30 protein-coding genes and 1 pseudogene are annotated in these 26,647 nt (G+C 70.0%); 13 read left to right on the top strand and 18 right to left on the bottom strand.

Annotated features, from left to right (window positions below):
- Window positions 1-29: 29 nt before the first annotated feature.
- The 4 genes from cysS to ACZ5SK_RS37805 form a co-directional block, all read right to left on the bottom strand.
- Entirely contained in the window at window positions 30-1,430 is a 1,401-nt protein-coding gene (gene cysS / locus ACZ5SK_RS37820) for a cysteine--tRNA ligase (protein WP_334578919.1), read from the bottom strand.
- Window positions 1,431-1,527: 97 nt separating this feature from the next.
- Entirely contained in the window at window positions 1,528-2,052 is a 525-nt protein-coding gene (gene ispF / locus ACZ5SK_RS37815; RefSeq protein ID WP_334578918.1) for a 2-C-methyl-D-erythritol 2,4-cyclodiphosphate synthase, read from the bottom strand.
- A complete protein-coding gene (gene ispD / locus ACZ5SK_RS37810) occupies window positions 2,042-2,794 on the bottom strand; it encodes a 2-C-methyl-D-erythritol 4-phosphate cytidylyltransferase (protein WP_334578917.1) in 753 nt (250 codons plus the stop codon). The genes ispF and ispD overlap by 11 nt, the downstream gene beginning before the upstream one ends.
- A 324-nt stretch (window positions 2,795-3,118) precedes the next feature.
- Window positions 3,119-3,601: a CarD family transcriptional regulator gene (locus tag ACZ5SK_RS37805; RefSeq protein WP_003953493.1), complete on the bottom strand. Its 483-nt coding sequence runs from the start codon at window positions 3,599-3,601 to the stop codon at window positions 3,119-3,121.
- A gap of 708 nt (window positions 3,602-4,309) precedes the next feature.
- Here ACZ5SK_RS37805 and ACZ5SK_RS37800 point away from each other — a divergent pair.
- The gene (locus ACZ5SK_RS37800) at window positions 4,310-4,987 is read left to right on the top strand and encodes a DUF461 domain-containing protein (protein ID WP_334578916.1); all 678 of its coding nucleotides are present in this window, start codon (window positions 4,310-4,312) and stop codon (window positions 4,985-4,987) included.
- 80 nt (window positions 4,988-5,067) lie between these two features.
- Here ACZ5SK_RS37800 and phoP read toward each other — a convergent pair whose 3' ends face one another.
- Together phoP and phoR are read right to left on the bottom strand one after the other, a co-directional pair.
- Window positions 5,068-5,739, bottom strand: coding sequence for a two-component system response regulator PhoP (phoP, locus tag ACZ5SK_RS37795; RefSeq protein ID WP_004000192.1), 672 nt, complete (start codon window positions 5,737-5,739; stop codon window positions 5,068-5,070).
- 5 nt (window positions 5,740-5,744) lie between these two features.
- Entirely contained in the window at window positions 5,745-7,082 is a 1,338-nt protein-coding gene (gene phoR, locus ACZ5SK_RS37790; RefSeq protein WP_334578915.1) for a two-component system sensor histidine kinase PhoR, read from the bottom strand.
- 363 nt (window positions 7,083-7,445) lie between these two features.
- Here phoR and phoU point away from each other — a divergent pair, with 363 nt between their 5' ends.
- The 5 genes from phoU to ACZ5SK_RS37765 all read left to right on the top strand — a co-directional run bounded on the left by phoU (window position 7,446) and on the right by ACZ5SK_RS37765 (window position 10,267).
- Entirely contained in the window at window positions 7,446-8,162 is a 717-nt protein-coding gene (gene phoU / locus ACZ5SK_RS37785; protein WP_334578914.1) for a phosphate signaling complex protein PhoU, read from the top strand.
- Between the two features lie 170 nt (window positions 8,163-8,332).
- Window positions 8,333-8,491 (top strand): hypothetical protein, encoded by a 159-nt coding sequence (locus ACZ5SK_RS37780; RefSeq protein ID WP_334578913.1) that lies wholly within the window; start codon window positions 8,333-8,335, stop codon window positions 8,489-8,491.
- A gap of 169 nt (window positions 8,492-8,660) precedes the next feature.
- The gene (locus tag ACZ5SK_RS37775) at window positions 8,661-8,909 is read left to right on the top strand and encodes an SCO4226 family nickel-binding protein (RefSeq protein WP_334578912.1); all 249 of its coding nucleotides are present in this window, start codon (window positions 8,661-8,663) and stop codon (window positions 8,907-8,909) included.
- A 192-nt stretch (window positions 8,910-9,101) separates the two neighbouring features.
- Window positions 9,102-9,923 (top strand): hypothetical protein, encoded by an 822-nt coding sequence (locus tag ACZ5SK_RS37770; protein WP_468577135.1) that lies wholly within the window; start codon window positions 9,102-9,104, stop codon window positions 9,921-9,923.
- Window positions 9,920-10,267, top strand: a complete 348-nt coding sequence (locus tag ACZ5SK_RS37765; RefSeq protein WP_334578910.1) for a winged helix-turn-helix domain-containing protein — start codon at window positions 9,920-9,922, stop codon at window positions 10,265-10,267. The genes ACZ5SK_RS37770 and ACZ5SK_RS37765 overlap by 4 nt, the downstream gene beginning before the upstream one ends.
- A 6-nt stretch (window positions 10,268-10,273) precedes the next feature.
- On the opposite strand, the gene ACZ5SK_RS37760 is transcribed toward ACZ5SK_RS37765, so the two are convergent.
- Window positions 10,274-10,981 (bottom strand): DUF4232 domain-containing protein, encoded by a 708-nt coding sequence (locus ACZ5SK_RS37760; RefSeq protein ID WP_334578909.1) that lies wholly within the window; start codon window positions 10,979-10,981, stop codon window positions 10,274-10,276.
- 261 nt (window positions 10,982-11,242) lie between these two features.
- Entirely contained in the window at window positions 11,243-11,473 is a 231-nt protein-coding gene (locus ACZ5SK_RS37755) for a hypothetical protein (RefSeq protein ID WP_334578908.1), read from the bottom strand.
- A 218-nt stretch (window positions 11,474-11,691) separates the two neighbouring features.
- On the opposite strand from ACZ5SK_RS37755, the gene ACZ5SK_RS37750 reads away from it, so the two are divergent.
- Window positions 11,692-12,645: a helix-turn-helix domain-containing protein gene (locus ACZ5SK_RS37750; RefSeq protein ID WP_468577132.1), complete on the top strand. Its 954-nt coding sequence runs from the start codon at window positions 11,692-11,694 to the stop codon at window positions 12,643-12,645.
- A 10-nt stretch (window positions 12,646-12,655) separates the two neighbouring features.
- On the opposite strand, the gene ACZ5SK_RS37745 is transcribed toward ACZ5SK_RS37750, so the two are convergent.
- Both ACZ5SK_RS37745 and ACZ5SK_RS37740 read right to left on the bottom strand, forming a co-directional pair.
- Complete coding sequence (locus ACZ5SK_RS37745) at window positions 12,656-14,824, bottom strand: FG-GAP-like repeat-containing protein (RefSeq protein WP_334578906.1); 2,169 nt, start codon at window positions 14,822-14,824, stop codon at window positions 12,656-12,658.
- A gap of 158 nt (window positions 14,825-14,982) precedes the next feature.
- Window positions 14,983-16,179, bottom strand: coding sequence for an RNA-guided endonuclease InsQ/TnpB family protein (locus ACZ5SK_RS37740; RefSeq protein WP_334581275.1), 1,197 nt, complete (start codon window positions 16,177-16,179; stop codon window positions 14,983-14,985).
- Here ACZ5SK_RS37740 and ACZ5SK_RS37735 point away from each other — a divergent pair.
- From ACZ5SK_RS37735 to ACZ5SK_RS37720, 4 genes and pseudogenes are all read left to right on the top strand, one after another.
- A complete protein-coding gene (locus ACZ5SK_RS37735) occupies window positions 16,172-16,516 on the top strand; it encodes a hypothetical protein (RefSeq protein WP_334578905.1) in 345 nt (114 codons plus the stop codon). The two genes, ACZ5SK_RS37740 and ACZ5SK_RS37735, sit on opposite strands and share 8 nt — an antisense overlap.
- 124 nt (window positions 16,517-16,640) lie before the next feature.
- Complete coding sequence (locus ACZ5SK_RS37730) at window positions 16,641-17,090, top strand: hypothetical protein (protein ID WP_468577130.1); 450 nt, start codon at window positions 16,641-16,643, stop codon at window positions 17,088-17,090.
- Window positions 17,032-17,427, top strand: a pseudogene (locus ACZ5SK_RS37725) (site-specific integrase); the annotation flags it as partial. The gene ACZ5SK_RS37730 and the pseudogene ACZ5SK_RS37725, both read left to right, overlap by 59 nt.
- On the top strand, window positions 17,427-17,624 hold the full coding sequence (locus ACZ5SK_RS37720; RefSeq protein ID WP_334581274.1) for a ribosomal protein L7/L12: 198 nt from the start codon (window positions 17,427-17,429) through the stop codon (window positions 17,622-17,624). The pseudogene ACZ5SK_RS37725 and the gene ACZ5SK_RS37720, both read left to right, overlap by 1 nt.
- 272 nt (window positions 17,625-17,896) lie before the next feature.
- Here ACZ5SK_RS37720 and ACZ5SK_RS37715 read toward each other — a convergent pair whose 3' ends face one another.
- The 5 genes from ACZ5SK_RS37715 to ACZ5SK_RS37695 all read right to left on the bottom strand — a co-directional run bounded on the left by ACZ5SK_RS37715 (window position 17,897) and on the right by ACZ5SK_RS37695 (window position 21,769).
- The gene (locus ACZ5SK_RS37715; RefSeq protein WP_334578903.1) at window positions 17,897-18,820 is read right to left on the bottom strand and encodes an NADP-dependent oxidoreductase; all 924 of its coding nucleotides are present in this window, start codon (window positions 18,818-18,820) and stop codon (window positions 17,897-17,899) included.
- A 106-nt stretch (window positions 18,821-18,926) separates the two neighbouring features.
- Complete coding sequence (locus ACZ5SK_RS37710) at window positions 18,927-19,322, bottom strand: MerR family transcriptional regulator (RefSeq protein WP_334578902.1); 396 nt, start codon at window positions 19,320-19,322, stop codon at window positions 18,927-18,929.
- Between the two features lie 290 nt (window positions 19,323-19,612).
- Window positions 19,613-19,777, bottom strand: coding sequence for a hypothetical protein (locus ACZ5SK_RS37705; RefSeq protein ID WP_468577127.1), 165 nt, complete (start codon window positions 19,775-19,777; stop codon window positions 19,613-19,615).
- Between the two features lie 255 nt (window positions 19,778-20,032).
- Window positions 20,033-20,374 carry a hypothetical protein gene (locus tag ACZ5SK_RS37700; protein WP_334578901.1) on the bottom strand — a complete coding sequence of 114 codons (342 nt, stop codon included), beginning with the start codon at window positions 20,372-20,374 and terminating at the stop codon, window positions 20,033-20,035.
- Between the two features lie 633 nt (window positions 20,375-21,007).
- Window positions 21,008-21,769, bottom strand: coding sequence for a phosphoglyceromutase (locus ACZ5SK_RS37695; protein WP_079661449.1), 762 nt, complete (start codon window positions 21,767-21,769; stop codon window positions 21,008-21,010).
- A 175-nt stretch (window positions 21,770-21,944) separates the two neighbouring features.
- Between ACZ5SK_RS37695 and ACZ5SK_RS37690 the strand changes: the two genes are divergently transcribed.
- On the top strand, window positions 21,945-23,228 hold the full coding sequence (locus ACZ5SK_RS37690; RefSeq protein ID WP_468577125.1) for an MDR family MFS transporter: 1,284 nt from the start codon (window positions 21,945-21,947) through the stop codon (window positions 23,226-23,228).
- Between the two features lie 66 nt (window positions 23,229-23,294).
- On the opposite strand, the gene ACZ5SK_RS37685 is transcribed toward ACZ5SK_RS37690, so the two are convergent.
- The gene (locus ACZ5SK_RS37685) at window positions 23,295-23,738 is read right to left on the bottom strand and encodes a DUF2000 domain-containing protein (RefSeq protein ID WP_361702154.1); all 444 of its coding nucleotides are present in this window, start codon (window positions 23,736-23,738) and stop codon (window positions 23,295-23,297) included.
- Between the two features lie 180 nt (window positions 23,739-23,918).
- Here ACZ5SK_RS37685 and ACZ5SK_RS37680 point away from each other — a divergent pair, with 180 nt between their 5' ends.
- Window positions 23,919-24,707: a helix-turn-helix transcriptional regulator gene (locus ACZ5SK_RS37680; protein WP_468577123.1), complete on the top strand. Its 789-nt coding sequence runs from the start codon at window positions 23,919-23,921 to the stop codon at window positions 24,705-24,707.
- Here ACZ5SK_RS37680 and ACZ5SK_RS37675 read toward each other — a convergent pair.
- Together ACZ5SK_RS37675 and mshA are read right to left on the bottom strand one after the other, a co-directional pair.
- Window positions 24,682-25,188: a type III secretion system chaperone family protein gene (locus ACZ5SK_RS37675; RefSeq protein ID WP_334578898.1), complete on the bottom strand. Its 507-nt coding sequence runs from the start codon at window positions 25,186-25,188 to the stop codon at window positions 24,682-24,684. The genes ACZ5SK_RS37680 and ACZ5SK_RS37675 overlap by 26 nt on opposite strands.
- Window positions 25,181-26,518, bottom strand: coding sequence for a D-inositol-3-phosphate glycosyltransferase (mshA, locus tag ACZ5SK_RS37670; RefSeq protein WP_334578897.1), 1,338 nt, complete (start codon window positions 26,516-26,518; stop codon window positions 25,181-25,183). Before mshA ends, ACZ5SK_RS37675 begins: the two co-directional genes overlap by 8 nt.
- Window positions 26,519-26,647: the final 129 nt, after the last annotated feature.

Genomic DNA, 26,647 nt, shown 5'->3' with positions numbered 1-26,647 from the left:
TGAGCTTCGTATGTACGTCTTACTGAGGGTCAGCGCGGGCCGAGGCTCCAACGCGGGCCCTGCGGGCCGTCCTCGATGGCCAGGCCGGACTGGGTGAGCTGGTCGCGGATGGCGTCCGCGGTCGCCCAGTCCTTACGCGCGCGGGCCGACTCCCGCTGGTCGAGGACGAGTCGTACGAGGCTGTCGACCACGCCGTGCAGGTCCTCGCCCCGGCTCTCCTCACCGGCCCAGTGCGCGTCGAGCGGGTCCAGGCCGAGGACGCCGAGCATGGCGCGGACCTCGGCGAGGCGGGCCACCGCGGCTTCCTTGTCGTCGGCGGCGAGGGCCGAGTTCCCCTGTCGTACCGTCGTGTGGACGATGGCCAGGGCCTGGGGGACGCCCAGGTCGTCGTCCATCGCCTCGGCGAACGCGGGCGGCACCTCGGCCGCCGGTTCGACGGCTCCCCCGGCCTTCTCGACGACGCGCTGCACGAACCCCTCGATCCGTGCGAACGCCGACTCGGCCTCCCGCAGCGACTCCTCGCTGTACTCGATCATCGAGCGGTAGTGGGGGGTGCCGAGGTAGTAGCGCAGGACGATCGGGCGCCACTGCTTGACCATCTCGGAGACGAGGACGGAGTTCCCGAGGGACTTCGACATCTTCTCGCCGCTCATGGTGACCCAGGCGTTGTGCACCCAGTACCGGGCGAACTCGTCGCCGTAGGCCTTGGCCTGGGCGATCTCGTTCTCGTGGTGCGGGAAGATCAGGTCGAGGCCGCCGCCGTGGATGTCGAAGGCGGAGCCCAGGTACTTGTGGGCCATCGCCGAGCACTCCAGGTGCCAGCCGGGACGGCCGCGGCCCCAGGGCGTCTCCCAGTCGGGCTCGCCCGGCTTGGTCGCCTTCCACATCGCGAAGTCGCGGGGGTCGCGCTTGCCGGTGATGCCCTCTTCGGTCGGCTGGCGCAGGTCGTCGATGTCCTGGTTGGACAGCTCCAGGTACCCGGGGAAGGACCGCACGTCGAAGTAGACGCTGCCGTCGGCCTCGTAGGCGTGGCCGCGTTCGATGAGGCCGCGCATCATCTCGATCATCTCCGGGACGTGCCCGGTGGCGCGCGGCTCGTACGTGGGCGGCAGGCAGCCGAGTGCCTGGTAGCCGTCGTTGAACGCCCGCTCGTTGTCGTAGCCGATGGACCACCAGGGGCGGCCCTGGTCGTGCGACTTGGCGATGATCTTGTCGTCGATGTCGGTGACGTTGCGGATGAACGTGACGTCGTAGCCGCGGTACTCGAACCAGCGGCGCATGATGTCGAAGTTCAGGCCCGAGCGGATGTGCCCGATGTGCGGGGCGGCCTGCACGGTGGCGCCACAGAGGTAGATCGAGACACAACCCGGCAGGAGCGGGGCGAAGTCACGGATCTGCCGGGCGCTGGTGTCGTACAGGCGAATGGTCACCACTCCAGGGTAGTGGGCGCGGGGCAGTGCCCCGAGCCCGTTCCCCCCAAGGCCACGAATTCGTGACATGGGACGGCATATGTCGCGACGGCCGAGGTCAGGCGGTGCGGACCACCAGGGCCGTGGCGACCGCCATCAGGCCTTCGTCGCGTCCCGGGAAGCCGAGGCCGTCGGTCGTCGCGCCCGACACCGACACGGGGGCTCCCGCCGCCTCCGAGAGGATCTTCTGCGCCTCCTCGCGCCGCTTGCCGATCTTGGGGCGGGGGCCGATGACCTGCACGGCGATGTTGCCGACGGCGAAGCCGGCCGCGCGGACGATGCGGGCGGCCTCGGTGAGCAGGGTGACGCCCGACGCGCCGGACCATTCGGGGCGCCCGGTGCCGAAGTGCTGTCCCAGGTCGCCGAGTCCGGCGGCGGAGAACAGCGCGTTGCAGGCGGCGTGCGCGACGACGTCCGCGTCGGAGTGCCCGGCGAGGCCAGGTCCCTCGCCCTCCCACTTCAGGCCCGCGCACCACAGTTCGCGGCCCTCCTCGAAGGCGTGGATGTCCGTGCCGATGCCGACCTGGGGAAGCGGTGTCCCCGCGAGGGGCGGCACGGATGCGAAGGGCGGCTCAGAAGCCATCGTTGAGCCTCCTGCGGGCCAGGACCGCCTCCGCGAGGACCAGGTCCAGCGGGCGGGTGACCTTGAAGGCCTCCTCATGGCCGGGCACGACCACGACGGTCAGGCCGAGTTGCTCGACCATGCTCGCGTCGTCGGTGACGTTCTCCGTGACCGTCTCGTGGGCGCGGATCAGGGTGGCGCGGTCGAAGCCCTGCGGGGTCTGGACGGCGCGCAGGCGGGCGCGGTCGGGGGTGGCGACGACCGGCTCGGGGTCGCCGGGGGCGGCGGCCGGTTCGACCTCCTTGACGGTGTCCGCGAGCGGCAGCGCCGGTACGACGGCGGGGGCGCCCTCGCGGACGGCCTCGATCACGGCGTCCACGGTGTCGACGGGGACGAGGGGCCGGGCGGCGTCGTGCACGAGGACGATGTCATGGCCGGGCGGCAGCGCGTCCAGGCCCAGCTTCACGGACTCCTGGCGGGACTCACCGCCGGGGACGACCAGGAAGTCGGTGCGGTCGGGCAGCGCGTGCGCGTCGAGAAGGGACTTGACCTCGGCGGCGCCGTCGGGCGGGGCCACGACGACGACCAGGGAGACGGCGCGGGAGGCGGCCAGGGCGCGTACCGCGTGGATCAGCATGGGCGTGCCGCTCAGCGTGCGGAGCGCCTTGGGGGCGCCCGGACCGAGGCGCACGCCACGGCCGGCGGCCGGAATCACCGCGGCCGTGCGGGTGGGCGCGGGGGAGGGACGCGAATCGTCAGACATCGGTTCCTGTCAGGTTTGTGTGCTGGCCTGGCGTGGGTATGGCCTGGGAAGTGCCGGGCGCGACGCCTTGACCGGACCCTTCCGTGACGTACGGTCGAGGCAGCAGCCCGGGCCCGGCACACCCAGTATCGAAGTACCGGGGCACCTACCGGGGGCGCCTTCGGGACCGGGTCCACCCTCGTGGGTGCAGGCTCGTGAGGTGCAGGGCGTACGGCGGTGTCCGAGCGCGAACATGCCGCAGCGCCCGGCGACGGTTGATACGTCATCGGGCACCGCGGCATTTCAGTGTTCTTCAGTGTGCTGAAGCCGGTAGTCGGGCCGGCGTCAGGACGCGAGAACCTCGTCGAGCAGCGCTTCGGCCTTGTCCTCGTTGGTGTTCTCCGCGAGAGCGAGCTCACTCACCAGGATCTGACGAGCCTTGGCGAGCATGCGCTTCTCACCGGCGGAGAGTCCGCGCTCGCGCTCACGACGCCACAGGTCACGCACGACTTCCGCGACCTTGATGACATCGCCGGAGGCGAGCTTCTCCAGATTTGCCTTGTAACGACGCGACCAGTTCGTGGGCTCCTCGGCGTACGGCGCGCGCAGCACCTCGAAGACCCGGTCCAGCCCGTCCTGACCGACCACATCACGCACGCCGACGAACTCCGCATTGTCCGCTGGCACACGTACCGTCAGGTCACCCTGGGCGACCTTCAGCACCAAGTAGGTCTTGTCCACGCCTTTGATCTGGCGAGTTTCGATGGCCTCGATCAGCGCGGCCCCGTGATGGGGATAGACCACGGTGTCGCCAACCTTGAACGTCATGTGACAGGTACCCCTTCCGTGGCTATCCAGGGTAACACGGAAACTGCGGGTTCTGAATGGCGTTTTCGCAGGTCAGGGCATATCTCGGGGCTTGACAACAGCGACAGGAACGTGCTGCGCAGGGGCTGCGGAGGCAGGTATTCGCAGGTCGGAGCGGCTCTCCGAGGGGAGAGAAACGCGCACGTTACACACATCCGGAGGCCCGCGCGAGCGGCCGAACATCCACATATGTCCGCTTCCAAGCGTGCGACTTCCGCTACTCCGTTCGGTGCACGCGGCCGGATACGAGTCGTTTCCGGAATTGATCATCGGCTGTTCGAGCGGGGCCGTGATCAATTCCGGGGATCGCCTCGTTTTCCTTCACGGAAAACCCGCGTGCGGGGCGTCGAGCACGCTTATGTGAATGCCGGACCGCCGGGAAGAGCGCGGGAAGACGAGCAGAAGACGATGCGAAGACAGGGGGAAGACGGCGAGAAGACGGTGAGAAGACGACGGGTGAAGCCAATGTGACTCGCGGGCCTGCTGTGGCGGCCGGGACGGTGGTGACGAAGGCCGGCCGGAGCATCCGTAGAGGCGCGGGATCGCTCTAGAGGCGGGTCGGGTGCGATGGCGCGGGAACGGCTCGGTAACCTAAGGCCCGCTGACAGACCCTTAGGACGGCTTGATTCAAAGGAAAGCCGCCCGCGTGTTCAAGGAGTTGCCGCCGCCGTGAGCAGCAGCCTTCGACGCGGCGCCCTCGCCGCCTCCGCCATCGCGTTCTCGATCGCCTCGCTCGCCGCCTGTGGCGCCGGCAACGACCCCCAGACCCTGGAGATCAAGCCGGACAACGCCGCCGCGAGCGTCGGCGCCATCAAGCTGCAGAACGTCGTCGTCATCACCCAGCCCGACCTGCAGTCGACCGGCCCCGCCGTGATCTCGGCGACCGTCTTCAACAGCAGTGACGACCCCCAGACGCTGGACTCCGTCGTCGTCGACGGCACCGGCAAGTCCGCCGAGCTCAAGCCCGCCAAGGGCAACGGCAAGGTGATCGTCCCGGCCGGCGGCTCGCTCGTCATCGGCGGCGCGAACAACGCCTCCGCGGTCCTGCCGAGCAGCCGTGAGGCCATCCAGGACGGCAACGCGCAGAAGATCACGTTCACCTTCAGCGACACCGGCGACATCAGCCTGCGCGCGTTCGTCGTCCCCGCCGAGAGCTACTTCTCCAAGTGGGGCCCGAGCGAGCTCCCGACCGCCTCCCCGAAGCCGTCGGCCTCGGCGTCGGCGTCCGGCAAGCCGTCGCCCTCGGGCAGCCCGTCGCCCTCCGGGCCGGCGGGCGCGGGCGGCACCGCCGAGTCGGGCGCCCCGTCCCACTCGCCCTCCCCCAGCTCGTCGGGGACGACTCACTGAGCCTGAGCCTCGTACACATGTGAAGGGCGGTACCCCAGCTGGGGTACCGCCCTTCGCACATCCCCGACTCGCCCCCGGGTTTACGGCTCGAACTTGTACCCGAGCCCCCGGACCGTCACCAGGTAGCGCGGGGCGCCCGGGTCCGGCTCGATCTTGGCGCGCAGGCGCTTGACGTGGACGTCGAGGGTCTTGGTGTCGCCCACATAGTCGGCGCCCCAGACCCGGTCGATGAGCTGCATGCGGGTCAGGACGCGGCCGGCGTTGCGCAGCAGCATCTCCAGGAGGTCGAACTCCTTGAGGGGGAGGTCGACCTTGGAGCCGGAGACCGTCACGACGTGGCGGTCGACGTCCATGCGGACCGGGCCGGCCTCCAGGGCCGCCGGGGTCACCTCCTCGGGCTCCCCGCGGCGGCGCAGGACGGCCCGGATGCGGGCGACGAGCTCGCGCGAGGAGAAGGGCTTGGTGACGTAGTCGTCGGCTCCTATCTCCAGGCCGACGACCTTGTCGATCTCGCTGTCCTTGGCGGTCACCATGATCACGGGGACGTTGGAGCGGCCGCGCAGCTGACGGCACACCTCCGTGCCGGGCAGGCCCGGCAGCATCAGGTCGAGGAGGACGAGGTCGGCGCCGTTGCGCTCGAACTCGTCGAGTCCGTCGGGGCCCGTGGTCGCGACGGCGACCTCGAAGCCCTCCTTGCGGAGCATGTATGACAGGGCGTCGGAGAAGGACTCCTCGTCCTCGACGACGAGCACTCGGGTCACGGAAGGACCTCCGGGGCGGAAAGCGTCTGGTACGCGGTCGAATCGGGGGAAGAGGCGCGGGGTGGTGCCTGGGTGGAGCGGTGAGGGGAGGAGTGGTGAGGAGAGGAGGAGTGGGCGACCTCGTCGAGGTCGTCGACGTCGTCGACCTCGTCCGGGTCCGGGAGCTGATGCGCGCGGTCGCGGGCCGCGCCCGCCTCCGGCAGCCGCAGGGTGAACGTGGAGCCCTGGTTCTCGGCGCTCCACACCGTGACCTCCCCGCCGTGCGAGGCGGCCACGTGCTTGACGATCGCCAGCCCGAGGCCCGTGCCACCCGTCTGGCGGGAGCGGGCCGGGTCGACGCGGTAGAAGCGCTCGAAGATGCGCTCCTTGTCCTTGTCGGAGATGCCGATGCCCTGGTCGGTCACGGCGATCTCGATCAGATCCCCGCCGGGCGCGGTCACCCTGCGTGCGGCTATGCCGACGCGGGTGCGGGCGGGCGAGTAGTTGACGGCGTTCTCGACGAGGTTGCCGAGGGCCGCGGCCAGCTGGCCCCGGTTGCCGAAGACCCGCAGGTCGGCGGTGCCTCCGGCGGCCATGGTGATCTGCTTGGTGCCGGCCTGGTGCCGGCAGCGGTCGACGGCCTCGGCGACCAGTTCGTCGACGCCGACCGGTTCGGCGTCCTCGAGGGGATCGTCGTTCTGGACCCTCGACAGGTCGATGAGCTCCTGGACCAGGCTGGTCAGCCGGGTGGCCTCGATCTGCATACGGCCGGCGAACCGTTCCACCGCCTCCGGATCCTCCGAGGCGTCCATGACGGCCTCGGAGAGGAGGGAGAGCGCTCCGACCGGCGTCTTCAGCTCGTGGCTGACGTTCGCCACGAAGTCCCGCCGCACCGCCTCGATGCGACGGGCCTCGGTGAGGTCCTCGACCAGGAGGAGGACGAGCCGGGAGCCCAGCGGGGCGACTCTCGCGGACACCGCGAGGGCCTCGCCGCGCCCGGTCCCGCGCCGGGGAAGGTCCAGCTCGACCTGGCGTATCTCCCCGTCGCGCCTGGTGTCCCGCGCCATCTTCAGCATGGGCTCGACACTGAGCCGGCCGCCGCGGACCAGCCCGAGGGCGTACGCGGCGGAGCTGGCCTTGACGACGGCGTCGGCCTCGTCGAGCACGACGGCGGAGGAGCGGAGCACGGACAGGACGGTGTCCACCCCCGGCGGAAGCACCGGGTCCGTGTGCAGGGAGGTGCGCGTGGGGCGCTTCTGCTCCCGCTCGCTCCAGCGGAACGCCAGCATGGCGATGACACCGGTGAGCACCCCGGCGATCGCTGCCGCTGCGGCGACCGCCGCGTTCACGTCCATGCACACAGGTTAGGCACGGGTTCCGTCCTGGCCACAGCCATCGAGGTGCGAGCTCGAACACTCGTCGCCCAGAGTTCACCTTGGAGCCAGTGGTGGTTCATTTGAGGTGACGGAAATCGACGCGTACAGGGCGGAGCGTGGCACCGTGGGGTTCGCAGCACCGGTTCCACGGCCGGTCGGCGCCGGTTTCACCGCCGGTTCCGCCTCGGTTTCGCGGCCGGTTCCGACCCCCGGAACCGAACCGGAGCCGAAACCGGAACCGAGGTCGGAACCTGAAATCGGGACCGAAAGCGGGTCCCGAATCGGGTCCGGAACCGGCTCCGACAACCGAACCCCGAGAACGACGCACGAGAGGGAACCCTGATGCGGGACGCGTACCACGAGGAACTGGACTCGATCGGCGACAGCCTGGTGGAGATGGCCCGGCTGGTCGGGTCGGCGATCGGACGCGCCACGACCGCCATTCTCGACGCCGACCTCAAGCTGGCCGAGAGCGTCATCGAGGCCGACAAGAAGGTCGACGAGCTGCAGCACGACCTGGAGGCGAAGGCCATAGCGCTGCTGGCGCGCCAGCAGCCGGTGGCGACGGACCTGCGGATCGTGGTCACGTCGCTGCGGATGTCGGCCGACCTGGAGCGCTCCGGCGACCTCGCCCAGCACGTGGCGAAGCTGGCGCGACTGCGCTTCCCCAACCGTGCGGTGCCGCACGACCTGCACGCCACCATCCTGGAGATGGGCCAGCTCGCGCAGCGCCTGATGGCGAAGGCCGCGGAGTGCATCATCACCAAGGACGTCGACCTGGCGCTTCAGCTGGAGTCGGACGACGACGCGATGGACCTCCTGCACCGCACGCTCTTCCAGCACCTGATCGACGAGCGCTGGAAGCACGGCATCGAGACCGCCGTCGACGTCACGCTGCTGGGCCGTTACTACGAGCGCTTCGCCGACCACGCGGTGGCCGTCGCCAAGCGTGTGGTGTTCCTGGTGACGGGCGAGCACGCGGACGAGCTCCAGCCCGACGTGCAGCCGGAGATCCAGCCGACGGGCGGGACGACGGCGGGGGCGCCCGACGGGGCCTGAGTGACGGAAGGGGCCCGAGGGGACCCTGAGGAGGCGGCAGCGAGCCTGAGCGGCCCTGAGGGGGCCTGCGCGGAGTGGGCCGAGGCGTGCGCGAGCCACTGTGCGCCGTTGATGCGCCCATCGGAGGGGGCATGCAATGAGCACAGGCCCTACGCCTCCGGGAGGAACCCATGGCCGAGTCCCCCATCACTCCCCCGCCCGACCCCACGCAGGAGCGCCCGACCGAGCAGCCCGCCGAGATCAGGAACCTGATGCTGATCGGCGCGTGCGGCTGCGGTTCGGGATGCGGCTGCGGGTGCCAGTCGGGCAGCCCCTGCCAGTGCGGCTGACACCGCCCGCGGTCGACGCCGAGGGAGCTTGATCTCGTACGACGGTGAAGGGCCCCGGTGAACACGCCGGGGCCCTTCCTCGTGCGGTCGCCCGGTTGCCCGGTCGCCCGGTGGCGGGCGGGGGCGCAGCATGGAGGGAGGCACCAGTACGGAAGGGGGCGGGCACATCATGACCCGCTTCATGGACGTCCACCACAACATGCAGGGCATCACGGCCGACCAGCTCCTGGAGGCCCACCGGGCGGACCTCGCCGTCGAGGGCGAGGAGGGCGTGCACTTCGAACGCGCCTGGGCGGACCCGGAGTCCGGAACCGTCTACTGCCTCTCCGAGGGTCCCTCGGCGGAGGCGGTGCAACGCGTCCACGAGCGCTCCGGCCACAAGGCGGACGAGATCCACGCGGTTCCGCTGGCGGTGTGAGGCCCCACCCGACTCGACGCCTCTCGTCCCACCGACGCTCACCCTCCGCCTCCCCTCCGCCCCACGCTCACCCTCCGCCGACTTTAACTCTTGACCGCAATGTACTTTGCATTGCAGAGTTAATGCGACCGAGGTGATCATCAGGGGGGCGACATGGGCGAGCCGGGAGCAGGAGCACGCGCACTCGGAGCAGTGGAGACACGTGCGGGGGCAGCGGGACTGCTGGCCGCCGCGGAGGGACTGCGGGCCAGGACCCGTACGCAGCTGAACGGTTCCTGGGCGCCCCTCCTCGGCTTCGGACTGCTGGCGCTGGCGGCAGCTCCCGTCGCCCAATACGCCTTCAACTTCGGGGCGCACGGCCGCAACGTCGCGTCGTATCCGGCCTTCGCGCACGCCGAGCTGAGCGGCCTGTGCGTGGTGCACGAACCCGGAACCCCGTGCCTGAAGGGCGAGTTCGACGGCGCGGTCCTGCGGTTCACGGCGTGGGGCGTGTGGTTCGCGCTGCTCCCGCTGGCGTGGTTCGTCGTCGCCCGCTGGTACCGCCTGCGAGGCGAGGCCCGCGGCATCGTCCCGCGCCGCCGCGGTTGGATCGTCGCCACCACGGCGGCCATGACGGCGGTCATGACGGCGTTGCTGCTGCTCCTGCTCGGCCTGAACCAGCCCCAGCCGTTGGCGCTCGACCTGCTGGAGAACAGCTACGCCTCCCCCTGGTACCTGGTCGGCGTCGGCCTCCTCGCCCTCGGCGTGGCCGAACGCAGCTGGATCGCCGCGACGGCCGGCGCCGCACACGCCCTGCTGCTCACCGCTTACCTCGGAGCGTCCTGGGGCAGCGGCTGGCTCCCCTGGTTGCATCCAGCTGACCCCGGCTGGGCCGACGGCCCGCAGGCCAAGGGGCTCCTGCTGGCCGCCGTCCTGCTGCTCGCCGGCCTGGCGGAGTGGGCGCTGGCCCGCCGGCGGACGGGTGCGGACGCCGGTACGGACGTGGATACAGGTGCGGGTACGGTCGCCGCATGAGCGTCGAGGACCCGATCGCCGTACAGGACGACGATGAGGAACCGCACCCGACCCAGGGGCTGGACGACACCGTCCACCAGCGGGTGCGGCTCGGCATCCTCACCGTCGCCCGCGAGGCCGACCGGGTCGAGTTCGGCTTCCTGAAACAACAACTGGCCGTCACGGACGGAAATCTCTCCCGGCACCTGAAAGTGCTGGAGGACTCGGGCCTGATCGGGATCGAGAAGGGCTACGCGGGCCGACGCCCCCGCACCTGGATCTCCCTCACCCGCGAAGGCGCACAGGCACTGGACGCGGAGCTGCGCGCCCTGCGTGCGCTGGTGCAGCGGCTGGAAGGTCGCTGAACCGGGTCAGGACGGCTCGACCGCCGATACGGCGGTGACGGTCACCTTGTTGTCGCACTCGGCGAACTGGCCGTCGTCCAGAGCGACTTGGTGCGCCCCCGACCGCGGCAGGCCGACGACGATCGTGGGGTACACCACGGGTTCCGTGCCGGACGCGCAGTACCCGTCGGCCTCCCCCTGCACCTGCACGAAAGTCAGCTTCACCCACGCCCTGCCGCCGGGAGCCACCGTCACCGGCGAGGCGGAGCCGATGGGCGTGACGGTGAGCGGCGAGTTGTGCTCGGGGGACCCGTTGCCGGCCCCGGCGACGGAGGGATGGCCCTTGAGGACACAGGGCTTGGCCGAGACGTTGGTGAAACGGACGACCGCCGCGCCGGTCCCCGTACCGGCCGGCCGATCGGCGGCCTGCCGGGCGGCGACCTCCAGACTGCCCGCGGGGCACGTCGGCAGGGCACCGGACGGCGAGCCGTCCGCAGCGGGTGCCGAGGCGGCGGAGCTCGCGGAGGGGGATGCCGCGGAAGGGGAACTCGCGGGAGCGGAACCGGCCGGCGCGGAACTCGCGGAGGCCGAGCTCGCGGCGGGGGAACTCGCCGAGGCGGAGGGGGACTCCGTCGGCTGGCATCCCGTCACCATCAGAGCGGCGGCCGAGACCAGGACGGCCATCGTCACCGGCCCCCGAACGCCGTTCCCGTACCGCGTGTCCCCGTACCGCATGTCCCCCCGCGTGTCCCCGTGCTGCCTGTTCCCGTACCGCGCGTTGCCGTACTGCATGGTGCCCCCCGAATCCGAGTCGCCGAGAGCCTTCGCCCTCGCCGCCGACCTTCGCCAACGCAGACAGAACGGGCAGGCACTCGGGTTCTCCCGGCCACCGACCTGTGACCCATCGGTGACGAGAACCGGCCGATCCGTTGCCCTACGAGTGCGCCGCGCTGCCTCAGCAGTACGCAGCCACGACGACCACGCTGTCCGACTACGTCACGACCCTGTCCGCACCGCCGCCGGACCGCCGCCGGCGTCAGCCGGGCCGGCGGGCGCTGCGAGCGCATAGGCGGCGAGCAGGCCGGCCACACCGAGCATGCAGTCGAGGTAGATCGACGTCGACTCCGAAATTCCGTTCCCTGCGATGATCAGGATCATTCCGGTCACGAGAATGGCTACGAACGTCATGTAGTGGCCGTGGAGCACGGTCCTGAACGTGATGTGCACGCGTCCTCACCTCTTCCTGTCTTGTCCTGCCTGAGGTGATGGACATTCGAGCAGTTGCCCCGTCGGCCGGTCCAGGGATTCCCGGGTATCTCGATCCGCGCGGAAGCGCGGCCGGAAAGGCGGCCTTCTTCAACGAAGTTCGGTGAAACTCTGCGCGTTCGAAGATTCCGGTGGGACGATCTCAGTCGCCTAGTGGGGGTTGAACGCGAGGGGGCACCATGGGCACCTACCGGCATTCCGATTCACCGTCGGTGCGGCGCTTCGCCGCGGAGTTGCGACGGTTGCGCATCACCGCCGGTGAACCTCAGGTCAAGACGATCGCCTCACGGGCCCAGTGCAGTCAGGCCACGGTCTCCGAGGTGCTCAACGGGCATCGTCTGCCGAGCGAGACGGTCACCCGTCGGCTGGTGACCGCGCTCGGCGGAGACTGGCCGCACTGGGGGCGGTTGTGGCGTGAGGCCAAGACGGAACTCGACGATCTGAAGCGGGACGCCGTCGACGCGAGCCGGGAACCACGGGTTCTCGGCGCGGCGCCAGGTCTTTCCGAGGCGTTCCAGACCACGTCCCCGGTGGAGATGGCGTGCTACCCGGATCCGCCCTCGTTCTACAGCGCTGCCGCCGACAGCATTCGCGCCGCCCAGACCGAAATCCGCCTCACCTATGTGCGGCTTCATCCGCCCGCCCAATGGGGGTCCGCGGAACCCGCCTCTTACTACGACACGGTATTGCAGTGGGCCAGGGACAACTCGGCCGAGTGCGCGAGCGTGCGGCGCATCATCGGCGTCCCCGAGCGCAAGGGTGTGCCGAGGGCGGCCTACTTCGAGTGGCTGAGGCAACATCAGGAAGACGTGAAAGACCTGTATACCTACGAGGCGCGGGTCATGCCCTGGAGCGCTTCCTGCGGTTGGTACAACATCGGCCTCATCGACAAATCGGTCAGCTATCTTTCCTTCTCCGGAGCAGGTCGACAACAGCTCACGGGATTCAGAATCGAAAATGCCAAGTTCCTGGCGTACTTCGCGGACAGTTTCGATCAGGCGTGGAGCGCTCTGGAGCCCCTGGAGGCCTATGTGGTCAGGCACTCCTCGGCCGGCCCGCGCCCCGTCGGAACACCGGCTGCCGAAGGCCCGGGGCCGCACCCCGGACCCTCGGCGGCAACGTCACCGGCGTGACGGCGCCGGCTCAGAACAGCGATTGATACGCCTGCCAGCCGGAGGCGGCAAGGGTGTAGGTGGCGCTGAAAGTGCCGTCGCCCCAGCCCTTGTTCCGCAGCAGCTTGCCGTCGGTGGTACGGGAGACGAGGTCGGGGAAGCCGTCGCCGGTCACATCGCCGACCGCGAGGATCGCGTTGCGGCCGACGCCCCAGTCCTCAAACACCAGCGTCCGCGGCTTGAAGCCGCCCGAGCCGTTGCCGTCGTAGCGCCACAGCTCCCCGGCGGCGTCCCGCGCCATGAGGTCGCCGATACCGTCGCCGGTCACATCGGCGGCCCCGACGATCGTGTACCCCTTCCATCCGGTACCGACGCGCGTACCCGGGTCCATACGACCCTGCTCGTTGGACTTGTAGAGGTAGAGGTCGCCGGTCGTGGCCTGGCGGGCCAGCAGGTCGGGGCGGTGGTCGCCGGTGAAGTCGTCGGCGGCGACGACGGCGTCGAAGCCGCCCCAGCCGGAGCCGACCAGAGTGCGCTCGGCGTCCGGCAGGAAGACGCCGGTGCAGCCGCCGGACTGCCGGTAGAGATTGCCGTCGGTGGTCCTGGTGAGCATGTCGGAGCAGCCGTCGCCGGTCATGTCGCCGACCGGGACGAAACGGGTGTCCGGGTTCCAGCCCGACCAGCCGCGGGCGTCGGTCAGGCTGCCGCCGGAGAACCGGTGGGCTTCGAGCAGGCCGCCGCTGGTCATCGTGTACAGCTCGCCGTAGCCGTCGGTGTCGGCGTCGCGGAAGCCGGACCGGCCGCCGGAGAGCAGGAAGCTCCCGGTCGGGAGGGTGCGGACGGCGCCTCCGTCGCCCGGGTTCACGGTCACGGTCCAGTTGTAGCGGCCGCTCACCGCCTTCTCGCCCGCCTCGTCCTTGCCGTCCCAGGCGGCGCGGATGGCGGCGCCTTCGTGGGCGCTGCTGGTGAGGGTGCGGACGGTGGCGCCGTACGCGTCCTTGATGGTGAGCGTCCAGGACGCGGGCGGGCGGGTGAGCCGCCAGGTGCCCTCCCAGAGAGGGTCGCTCGCCTTGCGCAGGTCCACGGTGGAGTCCGTGGTCCAGTCGAACAGGCTGATCCGCGACCGCGGCACCGTCACCGGCCGGATGTGGATCATCTGCTGGTTGTCGACGTAGGCCACATGGCCGCCGTACCGGTCGGCGGTCAGCATGTCGATCGACGTCCCGTCGGGGACCGTGAAGTAGGGGGTGGTGGTGGCCGGGTGGCCGCCGCCGAGGTGGAAGTCGGTGAGCGTCACCGTCCGCCGGTCCTCGGACTGTTGGACCAGATAGCCGTCGCCGACCTTCGCGGGCAGCGCACCGGGGACGGGGATGTTCTTGCCGGTGCTGTGGTCCCACACGCCGGCCTTGTCCGACGCGGAGCAGCGCCAGTACAGCCACTGCCCGACGGCCTGCAGGTCGTCGGGGACGCAGCCGGCGCCGAGCGTCAGGTTCGCCGAGTTCGCCTTGCTGACCAGGTCGTAGGAGTTGACCGTGCCGGCGGTGCTGCCCGGCTTCCAGAGCTTCGTGCCCCAGACGGACACCGCGGTGACCGACCGGGTGTGGATCTGCGCCGGCCAGGGCATGCTCCGGTCGAAGGTGCCGACGCGCTGCTCGTCGTCGTCGTTGACCACGACGTACGAACCGCCGGCCGCCACCACGTGGTCCGGGGACTGCCAGGAGAACGGTCCGAGCCCGGTCTCGCTCATGGGCACCCCGCCGCCGAGGGCCTCCTGGCTCCCGAACGGCGTCATATAGGCGACCCGGCCGTCGCCGAGCGCCCACAGCTTGGAGAAGAAGTCGCTGCACGTGTAGTCCGAGGGGTCGACGCCCTCGCACGGGTAGTTGGACCAGACCCCTGAGTCCGCGAGCTTGCGGGGTCCCGGCTGCGGGGCGCCGACGGCCGGGAGGTCGAACTCCCACAGCCCGCGGTTGGTCTCGGGGTCGGCCGTCCCCAGCACGCTGAGCTTTCCGCCGCCCAGCGCGAGGGTCTCGATATGGGCCTTGAGGTCGCCCCTGGTGCCGAGCGGGAACACCGTCTCGTCGTCGGCCACGCGCGGCGCGGCCACCGCGGTCCCCGGCGAGAGACCGAGACCGCCGACCGTCAGCGCGACGGCGGTCCCAACGGTGAGCGAGGTGCGTTTGATCGTGCGGGTGATCATGTCAGCCCCCTGTTGGACGAGGAGTCAGGTCGTCGTCTTGGAAGCTATGACCCCCGGCACTCGCCACGGGTTGTACAGAACTGATTGATCGTCAGGACACGGTAATTTCTTGCTGGTGTGCGATGGCTTGACGCCCCCTCCCTGAAGGGAGGGGATTCTTACGGCTCGCGCCGTGAGACTTCCTGTTTCATCGCCGACTGCCCGCCCGGAGAACTCCGTTGAGGTCTTACACCAGCTCCACAGGCCGACACCGCCCGTCCGGCGGCCAGCAGGTTCTTCGCTGCGTTCACGTCCCGGTCGTGGGTCGTGCCACAGCTGTCGCACGTCCACGTGCGGATGTGCAGCGGCATCTTCTCCTGGAGGGCGCCGCAGGTGGAGCACAGCCTGGACGAGGGGAACCACCGGTCCACCGCGATCACTTCCCGCCCGTACCAGGCGGCCTTGTACTCCAGCAGGCTCCGGAACTCGGCCCACGCCGCATCGCTGATGGCGCGGGCCAGGCTCCGGTTCCTGACCATGTTGCGTACGGTCAGGTCCTCGATCACGATCGTTTGGTTCTCACGAACGAGACGAGTAGTCAGCTTGTGCAGGCCGTCACGCCTGCGGTCGGCGATCCTGGCGTGGATCCTGGCGACCTTCCTGCGGGCCTTGGCCCGGTTCGCCGAGCCCATGGCCTTCTTCGCCATGCGTCGCTGGGCCAGGGCAAGGCGGGCGCGGTCGGTGCGCTCGTGCCGGGGGTTGGCGATCTTCTCCCCGGTCGAGAGGGTCAGCAGATGGTCCAGGCCGACATCCACGCCCACGGCGTTGCCGGTGGCGGGGAGCGGTTTCACGGACGGGTCCTCGCACAGCATCGACACGAACCAGCGCCCTGCCGCGTCCTGCGAGACGGTCACCGTGGACGGCTTCGCACCCTCGGGCAGGGGCCGGGACCAGACGATGTCCAGGGGCCCGCGCATCTTGGCCAGAGTCAGCCTCCCGTCACGGAAACGAAAACCGCTGGTGGTGTACTCGGCGGACCTGCGGGACTTCTTCTTCGACTTGAAGCGCGGGTACTTCGCCCGCTTGCCGAAGAAGTTCGTGAACGCACCCTGGAGGTGCCGAAGGCACTGCTGGAGCGGAACGGACGAGACCTCATTGAGGAACGACAGATCCTCGGTCCTCTTCCACGCCGTCAGCATCGCCGAGGTGGCGTTGTAGTTCACGCGCTCCTGCCGCGTCCACGCCTCGGTGCGGGCGGCGAGCGCCAGGTTGTAGACCTTGCGGACGCACCCGAACGTGCGCGACAGCTCGGCTGCCTGCTCGTCCGTGGGATGGAAGCGGTACTTGAATGCCCGCTTCACATGCGTCGTGGTCACGCTCACGACAGGTAAAGATCAAACCTGCGGGTGCCGCACGCTCGCGCTGAACCCCGACGGCACGACCGTCACCTGGACCGGGGCCAAGACCGCCGCGAACCCGCGTCTCGGCCGCTACAAGCTTGCCAACGGCGCCATGGTGAAGCTCGTCAAGCGCGCGGGCGTCTACGGGGCGCAGCTGACCACCAGCCACGGCACATTCTCCGTCGAATACGCCAAGGGCCGCCCGTCCGTCCAGCAGGACGACGTCACCCTGATCGTCCTGGGCGCCGACGGCACCCTCAGCGGCTACGTCTACGGCAAGGCCCAGAAGGCCCCGGTCTACCTGGGCGCCTGAGGCACCAGCGGCCCCTGACCTGGTTTGGCGGAGGATGGTGCTCATGTGCGCTCTTTTTGACCCCCCCGAGCCTCGCCGCGTCTCGCCGGGCGAGTACCCAGTGTGGGACCAGGCTCTCGCCCTTGTGAACCGGGATCTGGCGGTGACGCTTCCCCAGCTGGAACCCCTGCAACTGCTGGCCCTTCCGTCCTACGATGTGGATGATCCGGAGGATGAGCCGGAGAACGTCTACGTCGCCATGGCCAACGGCGAGTGGCACGGCAATTACCTGGACCCGAACTCGCAGGGCAGCCTCGCCTCTGCACTGGCGAGCGTTGCCGATGCCGCGCAGGAGACCGTCATGGAGCTTCTGTGGCAGGCGTGGCCCCTGTGTCCCGAGCATGGCCTCGGCATGCATCCAAGGGAGGATGCAGAGGAGCAACTGTCCTGGTGGTGCGCGGGAGAACGGCTGCGTCGCGACCCGGCTCATATCCACGCGGCCGTGGGCGCACTCGAAGGCTTGGGAATTGACGTGAAAGGTGGCGCACGGGCCGCCGGTGACCAAGCGGCTGATCTTCACCGGGCCGCACAGTGATCACGTCTGGCGGACGTCCCTCAACGAGGAGGCGTGGAAGCGGGCGCTTGCCTCGGCTGGGGTGATCCCCGAGCGTAAGCCTGGCGAGCCGTACGCCGAGTCTCGCGAGAACGGCATGCATGCCCTCCGCCACTTCTACACCTCGGTACTCCTGGACGCCGGGGAGAACATCAAGGCTCTCGCCGAGTACCTGGGCCACTCGGACCCGGGCCTGACGCTCAGCGCGTACGCGCACCTCATGCCGTCCAGCCAAGAGCGGACGCGCAAAGCCGTAGCCGCTGTATTCGGCGCCACCAAAGCAACGAAGTGGTCCTCACCGACCCCGGCGTGCGCGTGATGGACGTCGTCCAGGTCGTACGTCGGCTCACGGGGCTGAGCCTGTGGCGCAGCGAGGTGCTCACGACGCAGGTTCCCGCCGTCATTCTCACCTGCCTGTCTGAGGAGGACGCGACGGCATCCGTCTCGGCCCTCCGCGATGCGGGGGCCCGGGCAGAGGCGAGAGAGAATCTGCAGCCGGGCTTCCTGAAGCCCTGAGCACGACCCGCCCAGCCGGCCGACGGCCCACAGACGTCCCCACCCCCCAAAAAAAGCCCCGCCCTGCCAAGAAACAGCAGGTCGGGGGCTTGCCGGAGTTGCGTTACTTCTTCTTGCCCTGGTCTTGCCGGAGATCTTGATGCTGGATGCGCTGAGCCTAGATCTGGTGCTCAGCCCCGTACAGGTGAACGTGCTCAGTTGATGATGCGCTGACCACGGGTTCTCGTCAGTCCGCAATGGACGGTCGACGGCGTCAGACGGCCGGGCACTTCTCATGCCACCTTGATGACAACCTTGCCCGAGGTGTGACCATTCTCGACGGTGGCGAGGGCGGCCGGGGCGTCGGAGAGCGGATGGACCGCGGTGATTACGGGTGCGAGGAGTCCGTCGAGGGCCAGCCGGGCCGACCGCTCCAAGTTCTCGCGGTCGACGCGACGCTCGACGAAACGCCCACCGAGGTCGGGCACAGACATATCACCCACAGCGATGACGTTGCGGAGATCCCGGGCCAGCGGAGCGACCGTCCGCAGCGAGGTGCCTCCGGCCAGGTCGACGATCCCGTCGAAACCGTCCGGAACGAGCTCGCGTGCCGCCGCGGCGACGTCCCCGGCGGTGTAGTCGATGAACCGCACCCCGATGGCCTCGGCGTGCTCGCGTTTGGCGGTACTCCCGGTGCCGATCACACGCAGCTCGCGCCCGATTGCCAGCCGGGCGACGACGAGGCCGACCCCGCCCCCGACTCCGTTGACCAGGACCGTGGCACCGGCCGGGAGGCTGAGCTGGTCGAGCACGTCCACCGCGGTCGTCCCGGCTACTGGCAGCGTTGCCGCCACGGTCGCGGACAGACCCGCCGGGATGCGCGCAGTGTTCGGCGCGGACAGCACCGTCGTCTCGGCGTAGGTGCCGCCACCGGTGAGTGCGAAGCCGAAGACCGCGTCACCCACCTCGAGCCCGTCGACGTCCGCGCCCCGGGCGAGAACGGTTCCCGCTGCCTCCATGCCCAGCACGCGGGGAAACGGGCGCCCGCCATCGAGCCCGGGGACCAGACCCGAGCGCAGCATGTGGTCAAGGGGATTCACGCCGGCCACGTCGACCCGGATCAGCACCTCGCCGCGACCGGGGACGGGATCGGGACGATCGAAGAACTCCTGCACCTCGGGCCCGCCATGCCTGCCGAAACCCCACGCCTGCCCCATTTTCCGCCGCCTCTCGTATGACCGACCCGGTGATTCCGGGCGTTGTCGCCATCTTCACCTCTGACATTGACGTGAGGGGCAACCGGCTGAGATGCAGATCACAGCATCAGGTCGACTGCGCCACCGGTTCCGGGGCCGTGGACAGCTCCGCCCGGTGTCGGCTGTTGGCCCTGATCAGCACGTCGAGTGCATCCCGGGTCTCGATCAGGTGCGCGATGTCGCCGTCGATCCGGTCGCGCTCGCGCATCATCGCCGTGAACGTCTCCTCGGCGACGCCCAGGTCACCCGGGACGTCCACACACGGCAGCACAGTCGCGATCACCCTGCTGGACATACCCGCGTCGAACAGCTGTCGGATGAGTGCCACGCGCTGGACCACAGCACCGGAATAGTGACGCTGCCCCGCGTCGGAGCGTGAGCTGGTCAGCAGGCCCTGCTCTTCGTAGTACCGCAGGGAGCGCGGACTCACGCCCGTGCGCTTGGACAGCTCGCCTATCCGCATCCCTGAGAGCCTACGCCCGCGTGCTCCAGGTTCAGACCGCCGTCGAGTCGTGGACGCTCGCGGACACCCCTAACTTGGATGGGGGCTCTGCCTTGGGCTGGTGTGACCCTCACCTGCGCTGATGGTCCGTAGGCGTTCGCGGTTGCCGTACGGCGCAGCCCAAGCCGCGTACGACCCGGGTGGTCCGGCGCGACGGGCGCGAGCCGTGCGCTTTTGGTGTGACTGAGCGCTGTAGTTGGCCTGTCCGGCCAGGCGGGCGCGCAGCTGGAGGCCCGGGCAGGAGAGCCTGGTCATCCAGGGGCCAGCCGTCGCTGGACTTCGGGTACCGGCTCGAATCCTTTGAGTTCCAGCTCCTCGACGGCGTCGCCCTCGAGCTTCGTGACGGTCTTGGACCAGTAGCCCCCGTGGTGGGCCAGTGCCATGGACACTCGGCAGTCGCCGGCCGGAACCGCCATCCGTTCACGTGACCCTCTGGGACATCGGCTTCCAGAACGCGCGGGCCCCCTCGCACGCCGGGCCGGGGGCAGAGCGATGCCACCCCAGGGCTCCTGGAACTCCACGGCCCAGAAGCGCTCGCGCCGTCGTCCGACTGCGGAACCGGATCGGCCGATATCAGCGGCGCGATCCGGTCCCACAGTCGCATCAGTGATCGCTTGCCGGACAGGTCCGTCCGATCAACTGACCACTCATTGAAGAGACACGCTCCAGACTCAGCTCTTGATGTCGACAACCTTCAGGTTGGTCGGGTAGCCGCCACCGCAGTTGAGCGTCGCCGCCTTCTCCGTACCGCGGGTGCGGTAGCCGGGGTCTCCCTTGTAGGGGCCGTGCGTGCTGCCCGGACCGGCGCACATGGCCTGGACGTTCCAGGTGCCGCTGCCCGACGTGCAGAAGCCCACGGCCGTGTGGTTGTTGGTGTGCGAGACGTACGCCGTGCAGCCGGACGGACCGCCGGGGGCGGCCTGGGCCGCCCCCGTGGCGCCGAGTATCATGCCTGCGGCCAGGAGGCCCGACGCCGACGTGGTGGTTACGAACTTCTTGAGTGTGCTGGTCATGCACCCTCCCCGTTTCGAACGGATCTTCTAACCCGCGCGAAGGTAGTTCAGTACGAGGATGGGCCGCGTCATGCCCAGGGATGACTAAGACAGGGCACCTGATGGTGTACAGCAGTCGCCGCTCGCCGCAACTGTGGCAGTCGACAACTGACGAACAGCCATCACTAGACGCCAGAGGGGACTCGTGTTGCCTCCCCCTCAAATGCCGCTCTGCACAAGCAAGAAGAGCACGTCTGGCGGGTGGTGCTCTTCTTGCTTGTGCAGGGGTCTGGATTCCCTTCCAAGGAGGCAGACGGCCGGAGCGGGCAAGCACCGCCGGGCCCCTTTGGCTGTGAGGGCATCCCAAGGCTTTTCAGGAGGGGGCAGGCCCACCGTGCCCGCCGACTCCCCCCGTCTGAAAAGCCGTCCCTGGCCGTCCTAGAGAGTTGAAGGAAAACAGCGTCCACAGCGTCCGACGGGCGCGCCTCGCTCGCGCACCTCATGCCGAGCAGCCGGGACCGTGCCAGGAAGGCGCTCGCTCTGGCACTTCGGCCGCCGCAGGATCCGGAGCGCTGAGGGCCCACAGTGGGCCCAGGCCGCGAAAATGCCCCCGATCCGCGCCATAAGCGCAGCTCAGGGGCATGATCACAAACCCTACTTCTTCTTGCCCTGGTTCTTGACTGCCTCGATGGCTGCCGCGGCCGCCTCCGGGTCGAGGTAGGTTCCGCCTGGGGTCACCGGCTTGAAGTCGGCGTCGAGTTCGTAGGCGAGGGGGATGCCCGTCGGGATGTTCAGGCCCGCGATGTCGGCGTCGGAGATGCCGTCGAGGTGCTTGACGAGGGCGCGGAGCGAGTTGCCGTGGGCGGCGATCAGGACCGTGCGGCCGGCGAGGAGGTCCGGGACGATGCCGTCGTACCAGTACGGGAGCATGCGGACGACGACGTCCTTCAGGCACTCCGTGCGCGGGCGCAGCTCCGGGGGGATGGACGCGTAGCGGGGGTCGGAGGACTGGGAGAACTCCGAGTCGTCCGACAGCGGCGGGGGCGGGGTGTCGTAGGAGCGGCGCCAGAGCATGAACTGCTCCTCGCCGAACTCCGCGAGGGTCTGCGCCTTGTCCTTGCCCTGGAGGGCGCCGTAGTGGCGCTCGTTCAGGCGCCAGGAGCGGTGGACCGGGATCCAGTGGCGGTCGGCGGACTCCAGCGCCAGCTGGGCCGTACGGATCGCGCGCTTCTGGAGGGACGTGTGGACCACGTCGGGGAGGAGATCGGCGTCCTTCAGGAGCTCGCCACCGCGGACTGCCTCCTTCTCGCCCTTCTCGTTCAGGTTGACGTCCACCCAGCCGGTGAACAGGTTCTTCGCGTTCCACTCGCTCTCGCCGTGGCGGAGGAGGATCAGCTTGTACGGTGCGTCGGCCATGCGTATGAGCGTAATCCACCCCTCCGATGCGTTGTGCGCCCGCTCGTACAGCGGACAGGCAGGCGGCCGGGCCGGCGACGGTTGACGGGATCCGTTAATTGAGTGGCCTCCCCCGAGCCGCCCCTCGTAAGTTCTGAGAGCTGTCAGAGCCACTTACACACCCGGGGGATCCGCCATGTCCGTCGCCACCCTGAGACGTGCCACACGCGAGACGCTCTCCGGGCTGCCCCGCGAGTTCTGGTGGCTGTGGACCAGCACCCTCGTCAACCGGCTCGGCGGCTTCGTCGCCACCTTCATGGCGCTGTACCTCACCCTCGACCGCGGCTATTCCGCCTCCTACGCCGGGCTCGTCGCCTCGCTGCACGGCCTCGGCGGGGTGATCTCCTCCCTCGGCGGCGGGGTCATGGCGGACCGGCTCGGACGGCGGCCCACGCTGATCGTCGCGCAGACCTCCACGGCCCTGTCCGTCGCGCTCCTCGGGTTCGTCACCGGCCCTCTCGCCATCGCCGGCGTCGCCTTCCTCGTCGGGATGGCCTCCAACGCCTCCCGACCGGCCGTGCAGGCGATGATGGCCGACATCGTGCGGCCCGAGGACCGCGTGAGGGCCTTCTCCCTCAACTACTGGGCCATCAACCTCGGGTTCGCCGTCTCCTCCATGGCCGCCGGGTTCATCGCCGAGGTCAGCTACCGCGCCGGCTTCCTCGTCGAGGCGGGGATGACGCTCGTGTGCGCGGTCGTCGTCTTCCTCAAGCTGCCCGAGTCGCGGCCCCAGCAGCAGGAGAAGGCCGCCCGGGAGGACTCCGTCGGCCTCGGGACCGTACTGCGAGACGGGCGGTTCATGAGCGTCGTCGGGCTGTCGTTCCTCGTCGCGCTCATCTTCCAGCAGGGCTCCGTGGGACTGCCCGTGGCGATGGGCGCGGCCGGGTTCACACCGGCCGACTACGGCATGGCGATCGCCGTCAACGGCGTGCTCATCGTCGCGCTGCAGCTGCCCGTCACCCGCTTCATCGAGCACCGGGATCCGCGACAGCTGCTGGTCGTCTCCTCCGTCCTCGCCGGGTACGGGTTCGGGCTCACCGCCTTCGCCGGGTCGGTCGGCGTCTTCGCGCTCACGGTCTGCGTGTGGACCCTGGCCGAGATCGTCAACGCCCCGACCCAGACCGGCCTCGTCGTCCGTCTCTCCCCCACCCACGGCCGCGGCCGCTACCAGGGCATGTACACCCTCTCCTGGGCCGTGGCCTCCCTCGTCTCCCCGCTGATGTCGGGCTTCGTCATCGACCGCTTCGGCGCGAACTGGCTGTGGGGCATGTGCGCCATCGTGGGAACGGCGGCGGGACTCGGCTACGGGGCGCTCATGCGCCGGCTGCCGGACGAGGAGGGCACCCCTGCCTCTGCCCCTGCCCCTGCCCCTGCCCCTGCCCCTGCCCCTGCCGACCAGCCCGAGGTCAGCGCCGCCTGAGCCGCAGTGGCGGCACGGCGGTCACGGGCGTCGCGGCGGTCACGGGCGTCACGGCGGTCACGGGCGTCACGGGTGCATCCGGGCCCCCTTCAGCACCTTGTCCACCGCGTTGCGGGGGCCGTAGACCGCAAGGCCCGCCAGGTCCAGGTCGGATGTCGTGACGGCGCGCACCGCGGCGCGGTTGTCCCGGTCGTTGCCGGTGGTGAAGAGGTCGGTCGTGAACACCGCGCGCGGGAGGGCTCGGGAGAGCACGCGCGCGTGGGCCGCCGCCAGCGTCTCCTTCGAGCCCTCGAAGACCAGTACCGGCTGGCGGAGCATCGGGAGGTAGCCGACGCCGTCCGCGTCCTCGTACGGCTCCCCGATCACCTCGGGGAGCATCGTGCCGAGGCCACTGACCAGGAACGCGGTGACGTTCAGGCGCTGCCAGGTCTCCAGGTCCTCGCGCAGCAGGACGGCGATCTTCGTGTCGAAACGCATGGGTTCGGTGCTCGTCATCGGTTCAGTGCTCATGCTGCGAGACTGCCGATCGTCCTACGGCGCCGTCTTGTACGTTCTTTGCATGGCCGCCCGGCAGGAAGTCTCCGCCTGGCGCCCGGCCGTCCCGGGCGTCGTGGAGGTCTTCCACGCCCTCCCCCAAGTCTCGGCTTCGCTCGCCCCGGGGGGACCCCCATCACCGAGTACGCCTACCCGATGCACGTGCACGACGCGTGGACGCTGCTCATCGTCGACGACGGCGCCGTGCGGTACGACCTCGAGCGGCACGAGCACGGCACGCCGCACGACACGGTGACTCTGTTGCCGCCGCACGTGCCGCACAACGGTTCCGCCGCCACGCCCGAAGGGTTCCGCAAGAGAGTTCTGTACCTCGACGCCGGTGTGCTCGGCGAAAGTCTGATCGGGGCCGCCGTCGACGCGCCCGTGCTGCGGGATCCCGTGCTGCGGCGGCGGGTGGGGCAGTTGCACTCCGCGCTCGCCCGGCGGGGCGAGGAGTTGGAGGCGGACAGCCGGCTGACGCTGATCGGCGAGCGGCTGCGGGGACATTTGCAGGCGTCTGGGCGGGGACCCCGGCAGGGGCCTGCGCGGGCGCGTGGCCGCGGGCATTCGCCGGTGCGGCGGACGGACGGTCCTGCGCGACCCGCCCCCGACCCCGCCCTCGCCCGCCGGCTCCGCGAGCTCCTCGACGAGCGGGTCGTCGAAGGCCTCGTACTCGCCGAGGCGGCAGGGCTGGTGCAGGCCCATCCGGCCCATCTCGTACGGGCGTTCAGCGGGGCGTACGGGATCGCGCCGCACCAGTACCTCACCGCGCGCCGCGTCGACCTCGCCCGTCGGCTGCTGCTCGACGGGCGTCCGCCGGGGGACGTGGCGACGGCGGCCGGGTTCTACGACCAGGCCCATCTCACCCGGCATTTCAGGAAGTTGGTGGGGGTCACGCCGGGGCGGTACGCGCAGGCCCCTACTTCTCCGCCTGCCGCTTCGTGAGGTGCGTGAACGCGTCCAGGTTGCGGGTGGACTCGCCGCGGGAGACCCGCCAGGCGTACTCCCTGCGGATGGCGCTCGCGAAACCGAGCTCCAGGAGGGTGTTGAAGGCGCCGTCGGCCGCTTCCAGGACCTGGCCCATGAGGCGGTCGACCTCGTCGGCGGTGACCGCGGCGAGCGGGAGGCGGGCGGTGACGTAGACGTCGCCGAGCTGGTCGACGGCGTAACTCACGCCGTACAGCTTGAGGTTGCGCTCCAGGAGCCAGCGGTGGACGCCGGGCTCGTTCTCGTCGGGGTGACGGATGACGAAGGCGTTCAGGGAGAGGGAGTGGCGGCCCACGATGAGGGAGACGGTCGTCTTGAGTTTGCGGGTGCCCGGCAGCTGTACCACGTACGTGCCGGGCGCGGGGGCCTCCCACTCCAGCTCCGCGTCCTTCAGGAAACCCTCGATGACCTGCGCGGCCGTCTTCTCCACGTCACCCATGCTCGGAGCGTACGCGACGGCGGTGGGCCTGGGTCGCGGCCGCGTAGACGTCGGCGGTGGCGGCGGCCGCGGTGTCCCAGCCGAAGGACTGGGCGTGCGCGGCGGCCGCCGCGCCCATCCGGGCGGGCAGTTCGGGGCCGTCGGCGAAACGCTCGAGCACGCGCGCGTAGCCGGCCGGATCGTGGCCCTGCACCAGGAAGCCCGTCTCGCCGTCCCGTACGGCCACCGGGAGCCCGCCGACCGCGGCCGCGAGGACCGGGGTGCCGGCGGCCTGCGCCTCTATGGCGACCAGGCCGAAGGACTCACTGTAGGAGGGGACGACCAGCACCGACGCCGCCCGGAACCAGTCCGCGAGCTGGTCCTGGCCGACCGGCGGACGGAAGCGGACCACGTCCGCGATGCCCAGCCGCGCCGCCAGCTTCTGCAGGCCCTCCGGCTTGGCGAGGCCGCTGCCGCTGGGGCCGCCGACCACGGGGACGACGATGCGGGAGCGGAGCTCCGGCCGCTCGTCGAGGAGCACGGCCACGGCGCGCAGGAGGACGTCCGGGGCCTTCAGGGGTTGGATGCGGCCCGCGAAGAGGGGGACCAGTGCGTCCTGGGGGAGGTCGAGGCGGGCGCGAGCCGCGGCCCGGCCGTCGGCGGGGCAGAAGCGGTCGAGGTTGACGCCGGGGTGCACGACGGCGACCTTGCCGGGCTCGGCGTGGTAGTGCCGGACGAGTTCGTCGGCCTCCTCCGCCGTGTTGGCGATGAGACGGTCGGCCGCGTCGACGATCTGGGTCTCGCCGATGACGCGGGCGGCGGGCTCGGGGGTGTCGCCGTCGGCCAGGTTGGCGTTCTTGACCTTGGCCATGGTGTGCATCGCGTGCACCAGAGGGGCGCCCCAGCGCTGGGCGGCCAGCCAGCCCACGTGGCCGGAGAGCCAGTAGTGCGAGTGGACGAGGTCGTAGTAGCCGGGGCGGTGACCGGCCCAGGCCTGCATCACGCCGTGTGTGAAGGCGCACAGCTGGGCCGGGAGGTCCTCCTTGGCGAGGCCCTCGTAGGGGCCCGCGTCGATGTGCCGGACGAGGACCCCGGGAGCCAGTTCGACGGTCGGCGGGAGGCCGCCGGTGGTCGCACGCGTGAAGATCTCGACCTCGATGTTGATCGCGGCGAGGCGCTGCGCGAGCTCGACGATGTAGACGTTCATGCCGCCGGCGTCGCCGGTGCCGGGCTGGTGGAGCGGTGAGGTGTGCACAGAGAGCATCGCGACGCGGCGGGGGCGGCGGTGGAGCCTGAGCCGCGAGGGGGCCGCCGGAGAGCGACGCCCGAGCCTGTTGGCGTACTGGCTCACGTGGCGTTCCTCCTTGCTGCGGGCATGCCGGACGGAGGGTTGTGCGCCCTCCGAGGGGGTGCAACATCGGAGGAAGGGGTCCCATTCCGCGCGGACTGCGACCGGGGCGGTTTTTGCCCAGCCGTTACC

Source organism: Streptomyces sp. NPDC031474 (assembly GCF_055581185.1).
Note: the sequence above shows the minus strand (reverse complement) of the source record. Positions and strands in the feature narration are given on the sequence as shown.